This is a genomic window from Actinoplanes sp. NPDC051343, from assembly GCF_044455125.1.
Lineage (GTDB): Bacteria > Actinomycetota > Actinomycetes > Mycobacteriales > Micromonosporaceae > Actinoplanes.
In genome coordinates this window covers 190,903-208,567 of sequence record NZ_JBITEL010000009.1, presented here as the reverse complement: position 1 = coordinate 208,567, position 17,665 = coordinate 190,903, and the positions used below count along the sequence as shown (strand labels likewise).

The window sequence follows — 17,665 nt, the reverse complement described above, 5'->3', positions numbered from 1 at the left end:
CACGATCAACCGCGGTCGAGGTCGTAGGGGAAGACGCACCTCGGTCTCCGGGAGGTCACCGTGCCAACGTGTGGCGTCGTATACGTCCACTCGACCCCACTTGCCGTGTGCCAGCACGTCGAGTGGGCGATCGCGCGCGTACTGACCGCGCCGGTCAACCTGCAGTGGACCGCCCAGCCGGTTGATCCCGGCGCGCGGCGGGCCGAATGCAGCTGGACCGGCCGGGCCGGTACTGGCGCCGAGCTGGCTGCTGCCCTCCGGCAGTGGCCCATGATCCGTTTCGAAGTAACCGAGGAACCCAGTCCGGGCATGGACGGCGAGCGCTTCATGCACGTCCCCGGCCGCGGACTCTTCCACGGGATCATGGGCGCTTCGGGGGACATCCAGCTCGGCGAGGACCGGCTGCGCGCCATCATGGCCTCCGCGCGTGCGCCGGAGGCACTCAACCATGCCCTGGAAAAGGCGCTCGGCACGGCGTGGGACGCCGAGCTCGAGCCCTACCGCTACGCCGGCGACGGCGCGCCGGTCACGCTCCTGACCCGGGTCGGCTGAGTTATCCACAGGCCCGGTTGAGCGGCGGGCGCGGGGCTGGTTCGATGACCCGCGTGAATCGGATTCTGCGCGTCCTCCCCGCCGTACCGCTACTTGTCCTGGCCGCAGCCTGCGGCCCGGACGAACCGTCGCGGGCCGATTCGCAGCCGTCGTTCGTGACGCCGACCCGGCTCGCTCCGCCGCCCGGCGACCCGGCCGCCCTCGCGGCACAGGCGATCGCCGCGATGAGCGACGCCGACCTGGCCGGCGAGGTGCTGATGCCCTACGCCTACGGCAACTCGGCGACCTCGGTCGACGCGGCGTCCAAGGCCGGCAACCACAACCTGGCCGGGGTGGACACTCCCGCCGAGATGATCGCTGAATTTCACCTCGGCGGCCTGATCCTGGTCAGCTTCAGCGCGGCCGACCCGACCAGCACGACCAACCCGACGACCAACGTCGACGATCCGAAGCAGGTCCGCGCGCTGACCGACGGCCTGCAGGCGGCCGCCCGCGCGCTGCCCGGCCGCGCCCCGATGATGATCGGCACCGACCAGGAGTACGGCGTGGTCACCCGCGTCACCAACGGCGTGACCCTGCTGCCCTCGGCGATGGCGGCCGGAGCGGCCGGCCAACCGCAGCTCACCAAGGCGGCCTGGCGCGCCGCGGGCGAGGAACTGGCGGCGATGGGCCTGACCGTCGACTTCGCACCCGACGCCGATACGCTCGGGCCGCCGGCCAACACGGTGATCGGCTCGCGCTCGTTCGGCGGTGACGCGAAGGCCAACGCGGCCCAGGTCACGGCCGCGGTCGACGGTCTGCAGAGCGCCGGCATCACGGCCGGTCTCAAGCACTTCCCGGGCCACGGCCACACCAGTGGGGACAGTCACGACACGCTGCCGGTGGTCGCGCAGAGCCGCGACGCCTGGACCCGGCAGGACCTTCCGCCCTTCCAGGCCGGGATCAAGGCCGGGGCGGGAGTGGTCATGTCCGGCCACCTCGACGTGTCGTCGCTCGACAAGGGCGTGCCGGCCACCTTCTCCCACAAAATCATGACCGACGTGCTGCGGGGGCAGCTCAAGTTCACCGGGGTGGCGATCACCGACGCGATGAACATGCCGCCGGCGATGAAGTGGCCGGCCGGCGAGGCGGCGGTCCGCGCGCTCAATGCGGGCAACGACATGCTGCTCATGCCGCCCGACATCGGCGCCGCCCGCGACGGCATCCTGGCCGGGCTCAAGGACGGTTCGCTGAAGCGGTCGCGCCTGGTCGAGGCGGTCACCCGCATCCTGACCCTCAACTTCACGACGGCCCAGCAGCAGCGGCCCGACCTGTCCACGGTAAACACGCCGGCCCACCAGCAGGCGGTGTCCGCGCTCGACGCCGCCTCGATCACGGTGCTGCGCGGCAAGTGCGACGGACCACTCGTCCACGGCCCCGTCACGGTCAGCACCCAGGCGGTGCGGGCCACGGCCCGCGACAACCTGACCAAGGCGTTGCAGGACCAGGGCATCAAGACCGGCGCCGGCGGCTCGGTCATCCGGCTGGTGGGGTACGGGGACAAGCCGGGCGACCTGGATGCCAAGGCGGACGTGACCGTGATGATGGACACTCCCTACCTGCTCGCGAGTGCGAAGTCGGGGACCCTTCTCGCGTCGTACTCGTCGAGCAAGCTGTCACTGAAAGCCCTGGCTGCCGTGCTTGCCGGCAAGGCGAAGGCGACCGGGAAGTCGCCGGTCGCCATGTCCGGTCTGCCCCGCACGGCCTGCGACTGAACGCTCCCGCGGGATGGTAATTTCGTCCCTTTATTCAAAGTCCGGCCCACTGTTCAGGAGAGTCGTGAAGATCCTCGACGAAGTGTCGCGAACGCTCAACGAGTTCCTGCTGGTTCCCGACCTCACCACCGCCGACTGCGTTCCGGAAAACGTCGACCTCAGCGTGCCGCTGGTGCGGCACCGGGTCGGCGAGGAATCAGCCGTGCGGATGGCCACGCCGCTGACCAGCGCGATCATGGGCGCGGTGTCGTCGCCCCGGCTCGCCATCGCGCTGGCCCAGTGCGGCGGCCTCAGCTTCATCCACCAGAATCAGTCCGTCGAGGCGCAGGCCGAGATGGTGGCGGCGGTCAAGCGGCACAAGGCCGGCTTCCGGTTCTCGGACATCAACATCAAGCCCAGCGCGACGCTGGGCGAGGTCACCGCCCTGCTCGAATCGGCCGAACGCGACGTCGCGGTCGTGACGGACGACGGCAGCGCGCACGGGCAGTTCCTCGGCCTGATCTCGACCGGCGACTTCCACCCGCGACGGCACGACCTCAACGACAGCGTCGAGTCGCGCATGCGCCCGGCCGCCGACCTCGTTACCGCGCCGCCCACGATCTCCCTCTCCGAGGCCAACACGCTGATCTGGGACCACCGACTCGACGTGCTGCCGATCGTCGACGACGCCGGACTGCTCCGCTCGATCGTGCTGCGCCGCGACTACGAGCTGCACAAGCGGTTCCGCAACGAGTCGATCGACGGCGAGAAGCGGTTCCGGGTCGGCGCCGGGGTCAACACCCACGACTATCGCGAGCGCATCCCGGCCCTGGTCGAGGCGGGCGCCGACCTGCTCTGCATCGACTCGTCGGACGGCTACAGCGTCTGGCAGGCGGACACGTTGCGGTTCGTCCGGGAGACCTACGGCGATTCCGTACGCATCGGGGCCGGCAACGTGGTCGACGGGCGGGCGTTCCGCTACCTCGCCGACGCGGGAGCCGACTTCGTCAAGGTCGGCATCGGCGGCGGTTCGATCTGCATCACCCGCGATCAGAAAGGCATCGGCCGGGGCCAGGCCTCCGCACTGGCCGATGTGGTGGCCGCGCGCGACGCGTACGCAAAGGAGACCGGGATCTACGTCCCGATCTGTTGCGACGGCGGTCTTCTGACCGACTCACACATGGCGGTCGCGTTCGCCTTCGGCGCCGACTTCGTGATGCTGGGCCGCTACTTCGCCCGGTTCGACGAGAGCCCGGCCCCGCTGGTGCGGGTCGGTGGCCAGTTCTTCAAGGAATATTGGGGCGAGGGGTCGGCGCGGGCCCGCAACGTCTCCCGATACGAGCACGGCGGCGGGTCGAAGCTGGCGTTCGAGGAGGGCGTCGACGGTTACGTGCCGTGGGCGGGCAGCCTCTACGACAACGTGGACACCACGATCGCCAAGATCAAAGCCACTTTGATCAGCTGCGGGGCGACGACCCTGCCCGACTTCCACGACCGGGCGGTGCTGGTGCCGGTGTCCGAGCAGAGCTTCCAGCAGAACACCGCCGAGATCCAGCTGCGGGACCGCTCTTCGGCATCGTGAGGTCTTTTCGAGGCCGGCCGGGTCTCGCTCACCGGCCGGCCGACGTGACGACATCGGTCGATTCGTGGGAGGGTATTCCGCTGGATGACCGTGGCGCGGCCGGTGGACTCCGGTAGCGTTCGCCTCACTGACCGTAAAACGGCCGGGGCCACGCGGAGTAGTCGTCGGGGGGGTCGGCAGGATGAGCGCGCCGGATGCGGCCGTGACCGGCCTCTGCTTCCGATGTGGTGGCGCGGTCGCTCCCGATCAGATCTCCTGCCCCTACTGCGGGATGCCGGTGATCCTGCCGCCCTCACCGGTCGCGGCGGCCGGATCGCCCGTGCCAAGCACGGCGGCAGCGTCGGCAATGGCCGCCAGGTCGGCCGCGTCGGTCGCGCCGGGCATCTCCGCTGGGCCGCCCGCGCCGGGCATTGCCGCTGGGTCGGTCGCGCCGGCCGTGATCGCTGGGTCGGTCGCCCCGGGCATGGCGGCCGGGCCGACGTTGACTGCGGGGCCGCAGGCGCAGCGCGGGCTCGGGCGGCGTCCGCTGGTCGCGATCGGGATCGTCCTCGTGCTGCTGGTCGGCGGGGGAGTGGCCGCGGTGACGGTCCGCATGACCCGGCCCGGTGCGGCGACCACGGTCCGCGACTACTTCTCCGCACTGTCGGCCGGCCACGGCGGGCGGGCGTTGCGCTACGTCAGCTCGCCCTCTCAGTTCACCGCCGACCGCTACCCGCTGCTCAGCGACGCCGGCCTGACCGAGACCTCGTCCCGTCCGAGCGCCGTCCACGTCGGTGCGGTCGCCCCGATCCCGGGCGCGCCGACCGGCGTCGGCGCCTCCTCGGTGCGGGTCGACTTCCGGGCCGGCGGAAGCCCGGTGCAGGAGTCATTGATCGTGCTGCACAGCAAGGGCGCCTACCGGATCCAGTCGCCGTTCATCGAGGTGGCCGTCGCGAACGCGGCCGGACGCAAGGTGACGGTCAACGGCATCGCGCTCGGCGACCAGCAACTCAACACGCTCGCGTTCCCGGGCAGCTATCACGCCGTCGCGGCCGCCAACCAGTTGCTCGACGGCAGCCAGGCCACCTCGACACTGCGACCCGGACCGGCCCTGCCGCTCGCACCGATCGACCTGGGCACGCCGACGCTGGCGGCCGGCGCGCTCGACGAGATCCAGAAACAGGTCCGCACCGCGATCGACGCCTGCGCGGCCGGCGGCCAGGCGTTGCCGCCGGGCTGCCCGTTCGGGCTCAACGTGCCGGGCACCCCATCCGCCGTGCGCTGGACGGTCACCGCCTATCCGACCGTGGACGCCCAGGTCCGGGCGAGCCTGTTCGGCGTCGTGGTGGCGGTCGGCGGCCCGGGCGGCAAGGTGCACTGGGACGTGTCGTACACCGCCTTCGCCGGCGACCAGCGCCACGAGAACGGTGACTCGGACTTCACCGTCAACGGCAGCGCCACACTGACCGCCACCGGGATCCAGGTGTCCCTGGCCGGCTGACCTTCCACTGGAGGCTTTCGTGAGCACGACGGGCGGCGACATCGCTTACCGGATGCAGACCCTCAGATATCGGCCGGTCGAGATCGGGCTGGACGAGGGGGTGCCCCTGACCACGCTGGTGCGCCTGTTCGTGTGGGCGTTCGTCACGTCGTTCCTGGTGTCGGTCGTGTTCTTCGTGCTCTTCGCGATCGTGTACGCCTTCTCCGACACCGGACCCTTCGACACCGCTCTGCCCGGCTCCGGCCTGCTCCTGGCCGGCTCGGTGCTCAGTTTCGTGGCGTTCTGGGTGGTCCTGCTGGGTGCCCGCATCGACGAGCCGATCGCCGAGTGGAAGGCCCTGATCGAGGACCGCTTCGCCGCCGCCGACTCGACGTACGCCGCGATCTACGGCACGCTGCGCGGCCGCGGCATCCCCGTCGAGGCGTCCGCCGAGCGGGTCCGCAGCGACGTACTCGGCCGCGAGATCGTCAACAACCGCCTGGTGATCACCGAGCGCTCGTACAGCGTCTTCATCACGGTCTTCCCGTACGGCACCAGCCTCTACACCGGCTGGACGATGTGGCGCCGCCGGCGCGGCGCCACCATCCTGGGTCACTTCCTCAAGGACCTGGTGGGTGGTTTCGCCGGCCGGGCCGGCGCGGTCAACCAGATGTTGCGCACCGAGCGCGTACGCGCGATGCGTGAGGCCGTCCACGCGGCGGTCCGGGAGGGTGCGGAGGCCGCGGTCCAGGGCGTCGAGGTGCCCTTGACGGCCGCCTTCGGCCAGGACCTACCCGTGTACGACCTGAGCGCCCCCACCGGCCAGGCCCCGGTGCCCCCGGCCCCGCCCGCCCCGTCGGGCCCCGGCGGCCCCGGCTCGTGGGGCGGCGACCCGGCAGCCTGGGGCAGCACCCCGGCGGCGGCCCCTAACCCGTGGGCGTCCCCGGCCCCTGGCCCTCAGTCGGCACCCGGCGGCGAGCAGTTCGCCCCGGGTTCGCAGCCGGCTCCGCCGCAGGCCGGCCCGCCCGCCGGTGATGGCGGCGAGCGCGCGACCCCCGAGAAGCCGGCAGAGTCCTGATCGGCGACCCGACAGGTCCGCTGGCCCCTGCCCAGCGTCGGCGGAATCGAAAAGCGGCCCGGCCGGAATTCGGCCGGGCCACTTCGAGACGAGCTGTCAGACGCGGGTGAAGATCAGCGCCACATTGTGCCCGCCGAAGCCGAACGAGTTGTTCATGGCGGCGGGGATGTCGAGCGGGCGGGCCTTGTGTGCCGCCACGTCGAGGTCGAGGCGGTCGTCCGGGTCGTCGAGGTTGATTGTCGGGGGGACCACGCTGTCGCGGATCGCCAGGATTGTGGCGATCGACTCGAGCGCGCCGGCCGCACCGAGCAGGTGGCCGGACATCGACTTGGTCGACGTGATGACCGGGTGGGTGCCGACCGCGGCCTTGATGCCGACGATCTCGCCCATGTCGCCGGCCGGCGTCGAGGTGGCGTGCGCGTTGACGTGGACGATGTCGGCGGCGGTCAGGCCGGCGTCCTGGATCGACTTGCCCATCGCGCGGATGCCGCCCCGGCACTCCGGGTCGGGCTGCACGATGTCGTAGCCGTCGGAGGTGATGCCGGCGCCGGCCAGCCGGGCGTACACCCGGGCGCCGCGGGCCGCGGCGTGATCGGCCCGTTCGAGCACGATCGCGCCCGAGCCCTCGCCGAAGACGAACCCGTCCCGGCCCTTGTCCCAGGGGCGGGAGGCGCGTTCCGGCTCGTCGTTGCGCGTCGACATGGCGCGCATCGAGGTGAAACCGGCGAACGGCAGCGGGTGGATGACCGCTTCGGTGCCGCCGGCCACGACCACGTCGGCCCGGCCGGAGCGGATGATGTCGAGACCGAGCGCCATGGCCTCGGCGCCGGTCGCGCAGGCGCTGGCCATGGCGTGTACGCCGGCCCGGGCCTTGAGTTCGATGCCGATCCAGGCCGCGGGCCCGTTGGGCATGAGCATCGGCACGGTGTGCGGGCTGACCCGCCGCGGGCCGGACGCCTCCAGGATGTCGTCCTGGGCCAGGAGGGTCTGCGCACCGCCTATTCCGCTGCCGAAGCTGACCGCGAGGCGCTCCGGGTCGAGCCCGGAGCCTTCCAGGCCGGAGTCGGCCCAGGCCTGCTGGGCGGCGATCAGGGCGACCGCCTCGGACCGGTCCAGCCGGCGCAGCTTCACCCGGTCGATGACCTCGGAGGGCTCGACCACGAGCTCGGCCGCGATCTTGGCCGGCATCTGCTGGGCCCACTCCTGGGTGAGGAGCCTCACCCCGGAGCGGCCGTTGAGCATGGCGTCCCAGGTGGACGCGACGTCCCCGCCCAACGGGGTGGTCGCGCCGAGCCCGGTGACGACGACGTCTACATTGCTCATCTCAGTGGTTCGCCTCGATGTAGCTGACCGCGTCGCCGACGGTCTTCAGGTTCTGCACCTCGTTGTCGGGGATCTTGACGCCGAACTTCTCCTCGGCCGCCACCACGACCTCGACCATGGACAGCGAGTCGACGTCCAGGTCGTCGGTGAAGGACTTGCCCTCTGCGACGTCGTCCGGGTTGACCCCGGCGACCTCTTCGAGGATTTCGGCCAGGCCCGAGGTGATCTCTTCGCGAGTTGCCATTTCTGGTGTTTCCTTTCAATGGTGGGAAATGCTGCTTACGGACAGCGGACGACCTGACCGGCATAGGTGAGACCGCCGCCGAACCCGAAGAGCAGCACGGGGGCGCCGGACGGCACCTCCCGCCGCTCGACGAGCTTGGACAGCGCGAGCGGCACACTAGCCGCCGAGGTGTTGCCCGACTCGATCAGGTCCTTGGCCACGACCACGTTCGGGCCGAGTCCGAGGCGCTTCACGATGCCGTCGATAATGCGGGTGTTGGCCTGGTGCGGCACGAAGGCCGCCAGGTCGGAGGGCTCGATGCCGGCCTTGTGGCAGGTTTCGATGGCGAACGGGGCGAGGGCGGTGGTCGCCCAGCGGAAGACGATCTGGCCGTCCTGCTTGATATACGGCTGGATGCCCTCGATCTTGAGCACGTCACCCTTGTCGGGGGCTGAGCCCCAGAGCACCGGTCCGATGCCGGGCTGCTCGCCGTCGGGTACGCCGGTGACGACCGCGGCGCCCGCGCCGTCACCGAAGAGCACGGCGGTGGTGCGGTCGGTCCAGTCGGTCAGGTCGGAGAGCTTTTCCGCGCCGATGACCAGCGCGTTGCGGGCCGCCCCGGCGCGGATGGCGTGGTCGGCGGTGCCCAGCGCGTACGAGAAGCCGGAGCACGCCGTGTTGAGGTCGTACGCCGCCGGGGCCGTGATGCCGAGCCGGGCCGCCACCCGGGTGGCCACGTTGGGGCAGCGGTCGATCGACGAGCACGTGGCGACCGTGACCAGGTCGATGTCGGCCGCGCTGAGTCCGGAGGCGGCCAGCGCCTTCTCGGCCGCGTAGGTGGCCATGTCGGCGACCGACTCGGCCTCGGCGATGCGGCGCTCGGCGATGCCGACCCGGTCCTTGATCCATGCGTCGTTGGTGTCGATCGTGGCGGCCAGGTCGTCGTTGGTGATGATGCGCGAGGGCTGGTAATGGCCCATCGCGACAATGCGGGTACCCGCAGTCATCGTGCTGCTCCTTCGGTCGCGATCGTGGAGGCGGCGCCGTGGCGGGCGATCAGGTCGCGGGCCGCGGGCAGGTCGTCGGGAGTGTTGAGGGTGACGATCTCGGGGGCGCCGTCGCCCTTGAGCTCGCGCTTGACCAGGCCGGCCAGGGTTCCCGCCGGAGGCAGCTCGATGATGCCGGTGACGCCCAGGTCCTTGAGCGCCGCCATGCAGAGATCCCAGCGCACCGGCGCGGTCACCTGCCGCACCAGCCGCTGGAGCATGTCGTGGCCGTCGGCCACTGTGGTGCCGTCGAGGTTCGACAGCAGGGTGCGTACCGGGTTGTGCACGGTCACACCCCCGGCGAGCGCGGCGAGCGCGGTCTCGGCCGGAGCCATGTACGGCGTGTGAAAGGCGCCCGCCACCTGCAACGCGCGTACGCGGGCCTTGGCCGGCGGTTCCGCCTCGAGCTTGGCCAGCGCGTCGAGCGCGCCGGCGGCGACGACCTGACCGGCGGCGTTGCGGTTGGCCGGGTAGAGGCCGAGCTGGTCGATCGCGGCCAGCACCTCGTCGGGGTCGCCGCCGAGCACCGCGCTCATGCCGGTCGGCTGGAGCGCGCAGGCGGCGGCCATCTCGCGGCCGCGGACGCCGGTCAGCGCGACGGCGGCCTCGGGGGAGAGCACGCCGGCCAGCGCGGCTGCGCCGAGTTCGCCGACGCTGTGCCCGGCGACGAGGCCGACCTGCTCGAGCGGCAGGTGCCCGCCGGCCAGCAGCGCGGCGGCGACCAGGAGTGGCTGGGTGCGGGCGGTGTCCTTGATCTCGTCGGCGTCGGCCTGCGTGCCGAGGTGGAGCAGATCGATGCCGGTGATGGCGGACCACCACTTCAGCCGGGCCTCGGAGCCGTCGAGGTCGAGCCACGGAGTGAGGAAGCCGGGCTTCTGGGAACCCTGGCCGGGGGAAAGTACGGCGAGCACGTCTAGAGACTCTTCCGGATCGGGGCGGTTGTAGCGGTAGCCGCCGACGACGAAACCCTACGACGACTGTTGTGGGGTTCCTACAAACGACTCGTCGACTTCCACCGATTCGGGCGAGTTTATGACCGCTCGGGCCGCCTAATGATCATGTGAAACCGCAGGTGATTTAGCTCGCAGGATCGAGGCGCCCGATCGTGAGCGCCAGCCGCAGCGCGTACGCGTCGCGGCCGTCCAGCGGAGAGAGCCCGGTCACCTCGGCGACCCGTTTGAGCCGGTAGCGAACCGTGTTGGGGTGCACGTACAACTCGCGGGCTGCACTCTCGAGTACCCCACCGGCCGCAAAAAACGCATCCAGCGTCTCCAGTAACGCGCCGCCCGCCTTGGCCAGCGCCGCGTACGCATCGTGCCGCAGCGTCCGTCGCGCCTCCATGTCACCGGCCAGCGCCCGCTCGGGCAGCAGCGCCTCGGCGGTCACCGGCGAGGGCGCCCCGGGCCAGGCCGGCGCCGCGCGGAACCCGGCCAAGGCGGCCCGGGCCGACTCGGTGGCCTGGTCGAGCGAGGGTACGGCGTGCCCGACCACGATCGGCCCCTCGCCGAAGCTGACCGCCAGGGCGCTCGCGCTGGCCACCGGATCGGTCGCGCCGCCCATGACGACGACCAGCCGGTCGCCGTGCACACCGCCGATCACCTCGAACCGGGCCCGCCGGGCGGCCCGGTAGACCGCGTGCAGCACGGCCGTGATGTCGCCGCCCGGTGAGCGGCCGACCACGACCGCCACCGGCGGGGCGTCGGCCCAGCCCAGGGCGGCCGCCCGGCTGGCCAGCACGTCCGACGAGTCGCCGCGCAGCAGGGCGTCGACCAGCATGGCCTGCAGCCGGGCGTCCCAGGCGCCGCGCGACTCGGCGGCGCGCGCGTAGACCCGGGCCGCCGAGAACGCGATCTCCCGCGAGAATTTGAGGATGGCCTGGAGCAGCGCCTCCTCCTCGCCCGCCGCGGCGAGGGACGAGACCTGCGACTCGGCCACGTCGATCGTGACCTTGATCAGCTGCACGGCCTGGGTCAGTGTGATCGACCGGGCCAGCGCCCGCGGCGCGGCGGCGAAGACCTCGTCGGAGATCTCCTGGGTGCTCTCGGCGATCGTGCCGCCCGAGCGCAGCCACTCGACCAGGGAGTGCACGCCGGCTTGCGCGACGAGCATGACCCAGGAGCGCTGGTCGGCCGGCAGGGCCCGGAACCAGGGGAGGGTCTCCTCCATCCGGGCCACGGCGGTGCTGGCCAGCGCCCCGGTGTGCCGGTCGATCCGGCGCAGGGTGGCGGCCAGAGGGGGTTGTCCCGCGCCGCGCCGAGCCTCAGCCACGTCAACAGCCTGCCACGGACGAAAAAGCGGGAAGAACCGCACGGTTTGGGAGATTTGTCCGGTGTAGCGGTGCGCCCCTCCCGCGATTTCGGTCGGTGACCTGGCATGGTGTCGTGCTAGTGACACGGACCGCCGGTGCGCCAGACGTACTGGATGCCAAACGTCATGGTCGGCGGCCGGCTGCCGATCAAAGCACCATGAGACGACGCGAGCAGCAGGGTGAGGGAGGCGAGATGGTGGAACGGGAGGACGGGCCGCTGCCCGCCGACAACGATCCCGTGCTCGACGACACGACGCCGCCGCCGGCCGAGGACGAGCCGGTGGTGCCGGGGCCTAGCCGGGTCGGGTGCCGGACCGAGCTGCGGGGCTGGGCCGGTGCGCACCTGCACGGTGCCGTACGGCCGCGCCGTCGTGCCGCCGGACGCGGCCGGCCACCGGGCCGTTGGTGCTGAGTCATCTGGCTCCGCTTCGCTCCGCGGGCGATCGCCTTGGACCCGGTGTCATCGGAGATGATTTTCTGCCGCCCAAAATCGGGGCGGCAGAAAATCAGCTGCGATAACACCGGCGGCGATCGCCGGGTGAGCCGATGCGGTGAGCCGACCCGGTGACGCGGCCCTGTAACCCGACCGGGTGAGCTGTTCGGCGCGTCCCCAGCGGCGACCGCGCCCGGTCTGACCACTTTGAAGCGGTGGACGACAAGAGACGGCTGATCCTCGACCAGGCCCTCGCGCTGGTCGACGAGCGCGGCCTGGCCGCCATGTCGATGCGGGCGGTCGCCGAGCGCGTCGGTCTCACCTCGATGGCGCTCTACCCGTACGTCGGCGGCAAGGACGCGCTGCTCGACGGCCTGGTCGACCTGCTCACGCTGGAACTCGGCTCGTCGGTCGGCGACGATCTCGCCGACATCGACTGGCGCCGGCGTCTGGTCGCGCTCGGACGGGCGGTGCGGTCCCTGGCGTACGCCCATCCGGCGGCGTTTCCGCTGCTCCTCAACCGCGAAGCGGCCGGAGCCTCGGCGTCCTGGCTGGTCGCCGCGCTGCGCGGGGTGCTGCACGACGCCGAGGTGCCGGCCGCCCGGATCCCGCGGCTGGCCCGGCTGATCTGCGCGTTCCTGCTCGGTTACACCACGGGCGAGGTCACCGGTGGCCTTCCGGCCATCGAGCCACGGCAGGGCGACCGCGAGCCCGGTGCGGCCGAGTTCGAAGAGGACCTGCAAGATCTCGTACGCCTGGTCGAGGTCACTGTTCGGGTCGGATGATCCCGTTCTGCACCGGTCATGCCATTTGCCGATCTATAAAGGGCATATGTCCGGCGTCGACGATGGCCTGCACGAGTTCGTGGCCGGCCGCCTGCCGCCCCTGCGCCGCTCGGCGTTCCTGATGTGCGGCGACTGGGAGCTGGCGACCGAGCTGACTCTCGCCTGCCTGGCCCGGGTCGTTGCGGACACGCGCCGGGGCGTCGTGGCCGATCCGGACGTCTACGCGTACGCCGAATTGATGGAGGCGTGCCGCCGCCGCAACCGTCGCCGGGAGCATGTCTTCGTGGCCTCGGCCGGCGCCGAAGGCGTCCAGGCCGAGTCGATCCTGCTGCTCGACGCCCTGCACAAGCTCACCCCGCGCTGCCGGGCGGTGCTGGTGCTGCGCTACTGGGACGGCTTCGACGTGGACGCGACCGGCGCGATGCTCGACCTGGACGACGACCGCGTCGAGGCGTACGAGCAGGCCGGCCTGTCCGCCCTAGAGCGCCTGCTGGCGAAGGCCGAAGTCGCGGTGGCCCGATGACCGCGCCGCTGGGCGAACTGCTCGGGCACGTGCTGGCGGGCGAGCCGGCGCTGAGCGACGAGATCGATGAGGTCTTCCGCCGGGCCGAGACGTTGCGCCGCCGCCGGACGCGGTTGCTGCTGATCGCGGGGGCCGCGATCGCCGCCACCATCGTGCTAGCCGGCTATCTGCTGACCACGACGCTGCTGCCGGCCGAGGGCACGCCGCCGGTCCGGCCGGCCGCTCATGCGACCGCGCCGTCGGCCGTGCCGGTGCCCGTGCCGTCGACGATCGCCGACCCGGTGCTGGCTCTGGTCGCGCCCGTGGTCGACGCCGCCCACCTGCGGATCGTGCCCCGGCCGCCGGAGCGGGGCTTCGGCTGGCGCCAGTACTCCGTGCTGGCCGCGAACGGGCAGCCGCGCGGGACGATCCAGGTCGCGGTGTTCGCCCGGCCGGCCGGGCTCTGCTTCCCACGGCGCAACGGCAAGGACGGCTGCGCACCGGCCGACCGGGCCGGCGACGGCGTCGACTACGTGCGCTACGGCGCCGGCACCGACCCGGACTGGCAGGTCAACGAGGTGATCGCCCGGCGGGCCGGTGACGGGCGTACGGTCGCGCTGATGGCGACCGGCGAGCGGGACGTCACCGACCCGGCCGACGCCACGTCCCCGCTCAGTGGCAGCCAGGTCGAGCGGCTCGCGACCGACCCGCGGTTGCTCGCCGCGTTCGGCTCACGGGAGGGTTGCGACGGCGCCGCGTCCAACGCCTGCCCGGTCTTCAAGGTGCCGGTGCCGGAGGCCGGCTAGACGCCGGCGGGCGGTCAGATCCGGCGGCGGATCAGGTACGCGACGCCGGCCAGCCCGAACAGGACGACCACCAGGACCGCGCCGTTGAGCAGGAACAGCCGGCGGATCTGCTCGAGGAAGCTGTTCATGCCGGCGACCGGGTCGATGTCGTCGCTGCTGGGCGAGATGTCGGTGCCCATGCCGCCGCCGATGCCGCCGTTGAGCGTGTCGGGCCGGGGCTTGAGCGGGGCGCCGGCCCCGCGCAGCGCCTCCGGCATCGTCAGCCGGCCGTAGAACCAGCCGTCGGTGACCTTTTTGCCCGGCTGCTTGGCCATGCGGTGGGCCCGCGGGCCGCCGGTGGCCGTCGGGTAGAGGTCGTAGACCTGGGACGGCGTGTTCTTGATCAGAACGGTGACCGTGTATTTCGGACCGAGCTTGCTCGCGGCCGGCGCGGTGGTCTGCGGCTTGGCCGTGGCCAGCCAGCTGACCTCGTCGTAGAGATTTTCGAACAGGCGGGGCTGGGTGGCCTGCTGCACGACGACCTTGCCGCCGGGCAGATCACCGCCCACTACCTGCACACCGTTGGGCGCCGGCGTCTTGGGCGCGGCACTCGCCGGACCACCGGCACCGATCGCCAGTGCGACGCCCGCGACCGTCACGCCGACCGCCGCGACGAGCCGTCTCATCGCCTGTCGAACCATAGTCCGGCCTCCCCGCCCCGTGGTGGACATGGCTTCGGTGCACCGCTGGTCGCCCACGCCGGTGGAGCGCGAACGGCCGACGCCTTCAGCCTCTCCCGGACCCCTGTCCGGGCGCATCTCGAGCCGGGACGAATTGGAGCCATCTGGGATGTCCGAGACGACGACGGCCGTTGATCAGCGGCCGAATAGTACCCACAGCACGCAACTGAACAGGAGCCGTGGTCACCCGCTCTGCCGATTTCGTTACCGGAATGAAGGGCAACGATGGCGGCCGACCGCCCTATGCGGTATCGCAGGAAAAAACGGGTACGTCCCCGACGACATCAGTCGCCGGAGGCGTACCCGAAAGAGGGAGTGACTCAGAGTGCGGCGCGCGCCGCGCGCAGTCGCCGCAGCGTCCGCTCGCGTCCGAGGACCTCCAGCGACTCGAAGAGCGGAAGGCCCACCGTGCGTCCGGTGACCGCGACCCGGACCGGCGCCTGGGTCTTGCCCAGCTTGAGCTCGCGCTCGAGCCCGACCCGCTCCAGGGCGGCCTTGAGCGGCTCGGCCGACCAGTCGTCGAGCGCCTCGAACGCGTCGGCGGTAGCGTCGAGGATCTCGGCCGCGTCGCCCTTCATCGCCTTGACCCACGACGCCTCGTCGCGCACCGGCTCGTCGAGGAAGAAGAAGTCGACGTAGTCCACGATTTCGGAAAGCAGCGAGATGCGGGTCTGTGCGAGCGGGGCGACCGAGGTGAAGGTGTCGACGTCGAACGCCTCCGGACGCCACGGCGGGGCCGGGATCGTCTCGGTGCCGCTCAGCCACGGCGCGCAGACCGCGGCGAACTCCTCCGGCGCGAGAGCCCGGATGTAGTCGCCGTTGAACGCCCGCAGCTTCTTCACGTCGAAGAAGGCCGGCGCGTGGTTGACCTCCTCCAGCCGGTATTCGTCGAGGACGACCTGCCACGGGACGATCTCGCGGTCGCCGGACGGGGCCCAGCCGAGCAGCATCAGATAGTTTTTCATCGCGGCGGCCAGGTAGCCCTCGTCGCGGTAGCCCTCGAGTGCCACCTTGTCGCGGCGCTTCGACAACTTCTGCCGCTTCTCGTTGACGATGACCGGCACGTGCGCCCAGACCGGCGGGGTCGCGCCCAGCGCCTCCCACAGCAGCTGCTGCTTGGGTGTGTTGGGCAGGTGCTCCTCGGCCCGGATCACGTGCGTGATGCGCATGGTCATGTCGTCGACGACGTTGGCCAGCAGGAACAGCGGCGAGCCGTCGCTGCGGGCGATGACGAAGTCCTCGATGAGCTTGTTCTCGAACGTGGGCTTGCCGCGGACCAGGTCGTCGACGATCGTCTCGCCCTCGTCGGGCGTGCGGAAGCGCAGCGCGCGGCCCTCGCCCGGGCCCAGCGCCCGGTCGCGGCAGAAGCCGTCGTAGCCGGTGTGCTGGTTGCCGGTGCGGGCGATGACGGCGTCGCGGGTGCAGTCGCAGTAGTAGGCCCGGCCCTCGCCGTACAGCCGGGTGGCGGCGGCGGTGTGGTCCTGCGCGTACGACGACTGGAAGTAGGGACCCTCGTACGAGCCGCGTTCGATGCCGATCCAGTCGAGGGCCGAGATGATGCCCTCGGTCCACTCCGGACGGTTACGGGCGGCGTCGGTGTCCTCGATGCGGAGCACGAACACACCGTCGTGCTGGTGGGCGTAGATCCAGTTCTGCAGGGCCGAGCGGGCACTGCCGACGTGGAACATGCCGGTCGGGGAAGGGGCGAAGCGTACGCGTACGGTCACCTTCCCAGACTACCTAGCGCACTGAGCGGATTTTCACCACCGCCACCGCACCGGCCACGGTGACCGCCGCGGTCAGCCCGAACAGCGAGGGATAACCGCCCAGGTAGGTGACGATCGGCGCCGCGATGGCCGGCCCGAGCACCTGGGGGAGCGCCGTGGCGATGTTGATGACGCCGAGGTCCTTGGCCCGGTCGGCGGCGGCCGGCAGGACCTGTGTGATCAGCGCGGTGTCGACCGCCAGATAGACCCCGTAGCCGGCCCCGAAGAGCAGGGCCGCGACCAGGGAAACCGACCAGGTGGGCCAGATCGCGAGCAGGGTCGCGGCGACCGCGATCAGGATGCCGGACCAGATCACGAAGATCTTGCGGCGGCCGATGCGGTCGGAGAGCCAGCCACCGACCATCGCGGTCAGGATCATTCCGACCGTGTAGATCAGGATCATGTAGAGCAGGCCCGTGTCGGGGTCGGAGTAGTGCACGTCGTCGCTCAGGAAATAGAGCAGGTAGAGCGTGCCGAGCGCGTTGCCCATCTGGACCAGGAACCGGGTGCCCCAGGCCCAGGCGAAGTCGGGGTTGCCCTTCAGGTCGAGTTTCCACCGCACCTTGGTGACCGGCGCCGGCCCCAGCGCGTCGTCCGGCGTGAACAGCGCGAACGGCGTGGCCAGCACGAGCAGCCCGACGGTGAGCAGCAGGTAGCCGGGGCGGATCGTGGTGACGACCGCGGTCACCAGGATCGCTCCCATGACCAGGCCGAGGGCCTGCGGCATGCCGATCCAGCCGGAGACCAGGCCGCGCTGGCTGACCGGCACCCGGTCGGGGACGGCCGCGGTCAGCGTGGCCAGCATGACGTTGAGGCCGACCTGGGCGAGCGCCCACCACAGGGTGACCGCGAGCAGGCTGTGCGCGTCGGCGAGGCCGAGCAGCGCGATCGCCGACATCGCGATGCCGCTCAGCGTGAACACGTGGCGGCGGCCGTGCGCCCGGCCGAGCAGCCGTGGCCGCGCGCGGTCGGAGAGCGCGCCGGCCAGCGGGTTGACGATGACCGCGACCACCGCACCGACCCCGGTGACCAGGCTGAGCCAGTTTTCCTTGTGGCTGGTGACCAGGGCCTCGACCTGCTCCGGGAGCACGATCTGGATCGGCGTGAAGAACGCCATCCAGAGGCCGAGGTTGGCGGCGCAGAGCAGCCCGATCCAGGACCGCCGCACCGGGACGACGGGTTCGGCCAGTGCCGGAACCCCGTGCGCGACGGCCATCCAGCCTCCCTAACGCGAAATTTCTTCGGAGGTTAAAGGATCGACGGCCCGCTCGGTAGGGCCAATTACTCAGAGCTTACGGAAGGTGCCCATGCGTGGCCAAGGGGCGGTTGACACTCATGCGCTTGCGGGCG

Annotated in this window: 17 protein-coding genes; 9 read left to right on the top strand and 8 right to left on the bottom strand. The window is 71.3% G+C overall.

The window, feature by feature from the left end:
• Positions 1 to 60: 60 nt before the first annotated feature.
• From ACIA5C_RS28910 to ACIA5C_RS28890, 5 genes are all read left to right on the top strand, one after another.
• Positions 61 to 552, top strand: coding sequence for a DUF3145 domain-containing protein (locus ACIA5C_RS28910; RefSeq protein WP_396060068.1), 492 nt, complete (start codon positions 61 to 63; stop codon positions 550 to 552).
• 44 nt (positions 553 to 596) lie between these two features.
• Positions 597 to 2,306, top strand: coding sequence for a glycoside hydrolase family 3 protein (locus ACIA5C_RS28905; RefSeq protein ID WP_396060066.1), 1,710 nt, complete (start codon positions 597 to 599; stop codon positions 2,304 to 2,306).
• 64 nt (positions 2,307 to 2,370) lie between these two features.
• Positions 2,371 to 3,867 carry an IMP dehydrogenase gene (locus ACIA5C_RS28900; RefSeq protein ID WP_396060064.1) on the top strand — a complete coding sequence of 499 codons (1,497 nt, stop codon included), beginning with the start codon at positions 2,371 to 2,373 and terminating at the stop codon, positions 3,865 to 3,867.
• Positions 3,868 to 4,048: 181 nt separating this feature from the next.
• Positions 4,049 to 5,347, top strand: a complete 1,299-nt coding sequence (locus ACIA5C_RS28895) for a hypothetical protein (protein WP_396060062.1) — start codon at positions 4,049 to 4,051, stop codon at positions 5,345 to 5,347.
• Positions 5,348 to 5,366: 19 nt separating this feature from the next.
• A complete protein-coding gene (locus ACIA5C_RS28890) occupies positions 5,367 to 6,404 on the top strand; it encodes an adhesin (RefSeq protein ID WP_396060060.1) in 1,038 nt (345 codons plus the stop codon).
• A gap of 96 nt (positions 6,405 to 6,500) precedes the next feature.
• Here ACIA5C_RS28890 and ACIA5C_RS28885 read toward each other — a convergent pair whose 3' ends face one another.
• From ACIA5C_RS28885 to ACIA5C_RS28865, 5 genes are all read right to left on the bottom strand, one after another.
• Positions 6,501 to 7,727, bottom strand: coding sequence for a beta-ketoacyl-[acyl-carrier-protein] synthase family protein (locus ACIA5C_RS28885; protein ID WP_396060058.1), 1,227 nt, complete (start codon positions 7,725 to 7,727; stop codon positions 6,501 to 6,503).
• Position 7,728: 1 nt separating this feature from the next.
• On the bottom strand, positions 7,729 to 7,971 hold the full coding sequence (locus ACIA5C_RS28880; protein WP_184953034.1) for an acyl carrier protein: 243 nt from the start codon (positions 7,969 to 7,971) through the stop codon (positions 7,729 to 7,731).
• 35 nt (positions 7,972 to 8,006) lie between these two features.
• Positions 8,007 to 8,957 carry a beta-ketoacyl-ACP synthase III gene (locus tag ACIA5C_RS28875; RefSeq protein ID WP_396060055.1) on the bottom strand — a complete coding sequence of 317 codons (951 nt, stop codon included), beginning with the start codon at positions 8,955 to 8,957 and terminating at the stop codon, positions 8,007 to 8,009.
• The gene (locus ACIA5C_RS28870) at positions 8,954 to 9,907 is read right to left on the bottom strand and encodes an ACP S-malonyltransferase (RefSeq protein WP_396060053.1); all 954 of its coding nucleotides are present in this window, start codon (positions 9,905 to 9,907) and stop codon (positions 8,954 to 8,956) included. The genes ACIA5C_RS28875 and ACIA5C_RS28870 overlap by 4 nt, the downstream gene beginning before the upstream one ends.
• 166 nt (positions 9,908 to 10,073) lie before the next feature.
• Positions 10,074 to 11,264 carry a PucR family transcriptional regulator gene (locus ACIA5C_RS28865; RefSeq protein ID WP_396060051.1) on the bottom strand — a complete coding sequence of 397 codons (1,191 nt, stop codon included), beginning with the start codon at positions 11,262 to 11,264 and terminating at the stop codon, positions 10,074 to 10,076.
• A gap of 197 nt (positions 11,265 to 11,461) precedes the next feature.
• On the opposite strand from ACIA5C_RS28865, the gene ACIA5C_RS28860 reads away from it, so the two are divergent.
• From ACIA5C_RS28860 to ACIA5C_RS28845, 4 genes are all read left to right on the top strand, one after another.
• The gene (locus tag ACIA5C_RS28860; RefSeq protein WP_396060049.1) at positions 11,462 to 11,716 is read left to right on the top strand and encodes a hypothetical protein; all 255 of its coding nucleotides are present in this window, start codon (positions 11,462 to 11,464) and stop codon (positions 11,714 to 11,716) included.
• A 236-nt stretch (positions 11,717 to 11,952) separates the two neighbouring features.
• Positions 11,953 to 12,522 carry a TetR/AcrR family transcriptional regulator gene (locus tag ACIA5C_RS28855; protein WP_396060047.1) on the top strand — a complete coding sequence of 190 codons (570 nt, stop codon included), beginning with the start codon at positions 11,953 to 11,955 and terminating at the stop codon, positions 12,520 to 12,522.
• Positions 12,523 to 12,568: 46 nt separating this feature from the next.
• Positions 12,569 to 13,045 carry a sigma factor-like helix-turn-helix DNA-binding protein gene (locus ACIA5C_RS28850; protein WP_396060045.1) on the top strand — a complete coding sequence of 159 codons (477 nt, stop codon included), beginning with the start codon at positions 12,569 to 12,571 and terminating at the stop codon, positions 13,043 to 13,045.
• Positions 13,042 to 13,830, top strand: coding sequence for a hypothetical protein (locus ACIA5C_RS28845; protein ID WP_396060043.1), 789 nt, complete (start codon positions 13,042 to 13,044; stop codon positions 13,828 to 13,830). The genes ACIA5C_RS28850 and ACIA5C_RS28845 overlap by 4 nt, the downstream gene beginning before the upstream one ends.
• A gap of 14 nt (positions 13,831 to 13,844) precedes the next feature.
• On the opposite strand, the gene ACIA5C_RS28840 is transcribed toward ACIA5C_RS28845, so the two are convergent.
• The 3 genes from ACIA5C_RS28840 to ACIA5C_RS28830 all read right to left on the bottom strand — a co-directional run bounded on the left by ACIA5C_RS28840 (position 13,845) and on the right by ACIA5C_RS28830 (position 17,531).
• On the bottom strand, positions 13,845 to 14,495 hold the full coding sequence (locus ACIA5C_RS28840) for a hypothetical protein (RefSeq protein WP_396060041.1): 651 nt from the start codon (positions 14,493 to 14,495) through the stop codon (positions 13,845 to 13,847).
• 374 nt (positions 14,496 to 14,869) lie between these two features.
• Positions 14,870 to 16,276 (bottom strand): glutamate--tRNA ligase, encoded by a 1,407-nt coding sequence (gltX, locus tag ACIA5C_RS28835; protein WP_396060039.1) that lies wholly within the window; start codon positions 16,274 to 16,276, stop codon positions 14,870 to 14,872.
• Between the two features lie 13 nt (positions 16,277 to 16,289).
• On the bottom strand, positions 16,290 to 17,531 hold the full coding sequence (locus ACIA5C_RS28830) for an MFS transporter (protein ID WP_396060037.1): 1,242 nt from the start codon (positions 17,529 to 17,531) through the stop codon (positions 16,290 to 16,292).
• Between the last annotated feature and the right edge of the window lie 134 nt (positions 17,532 to 17,665).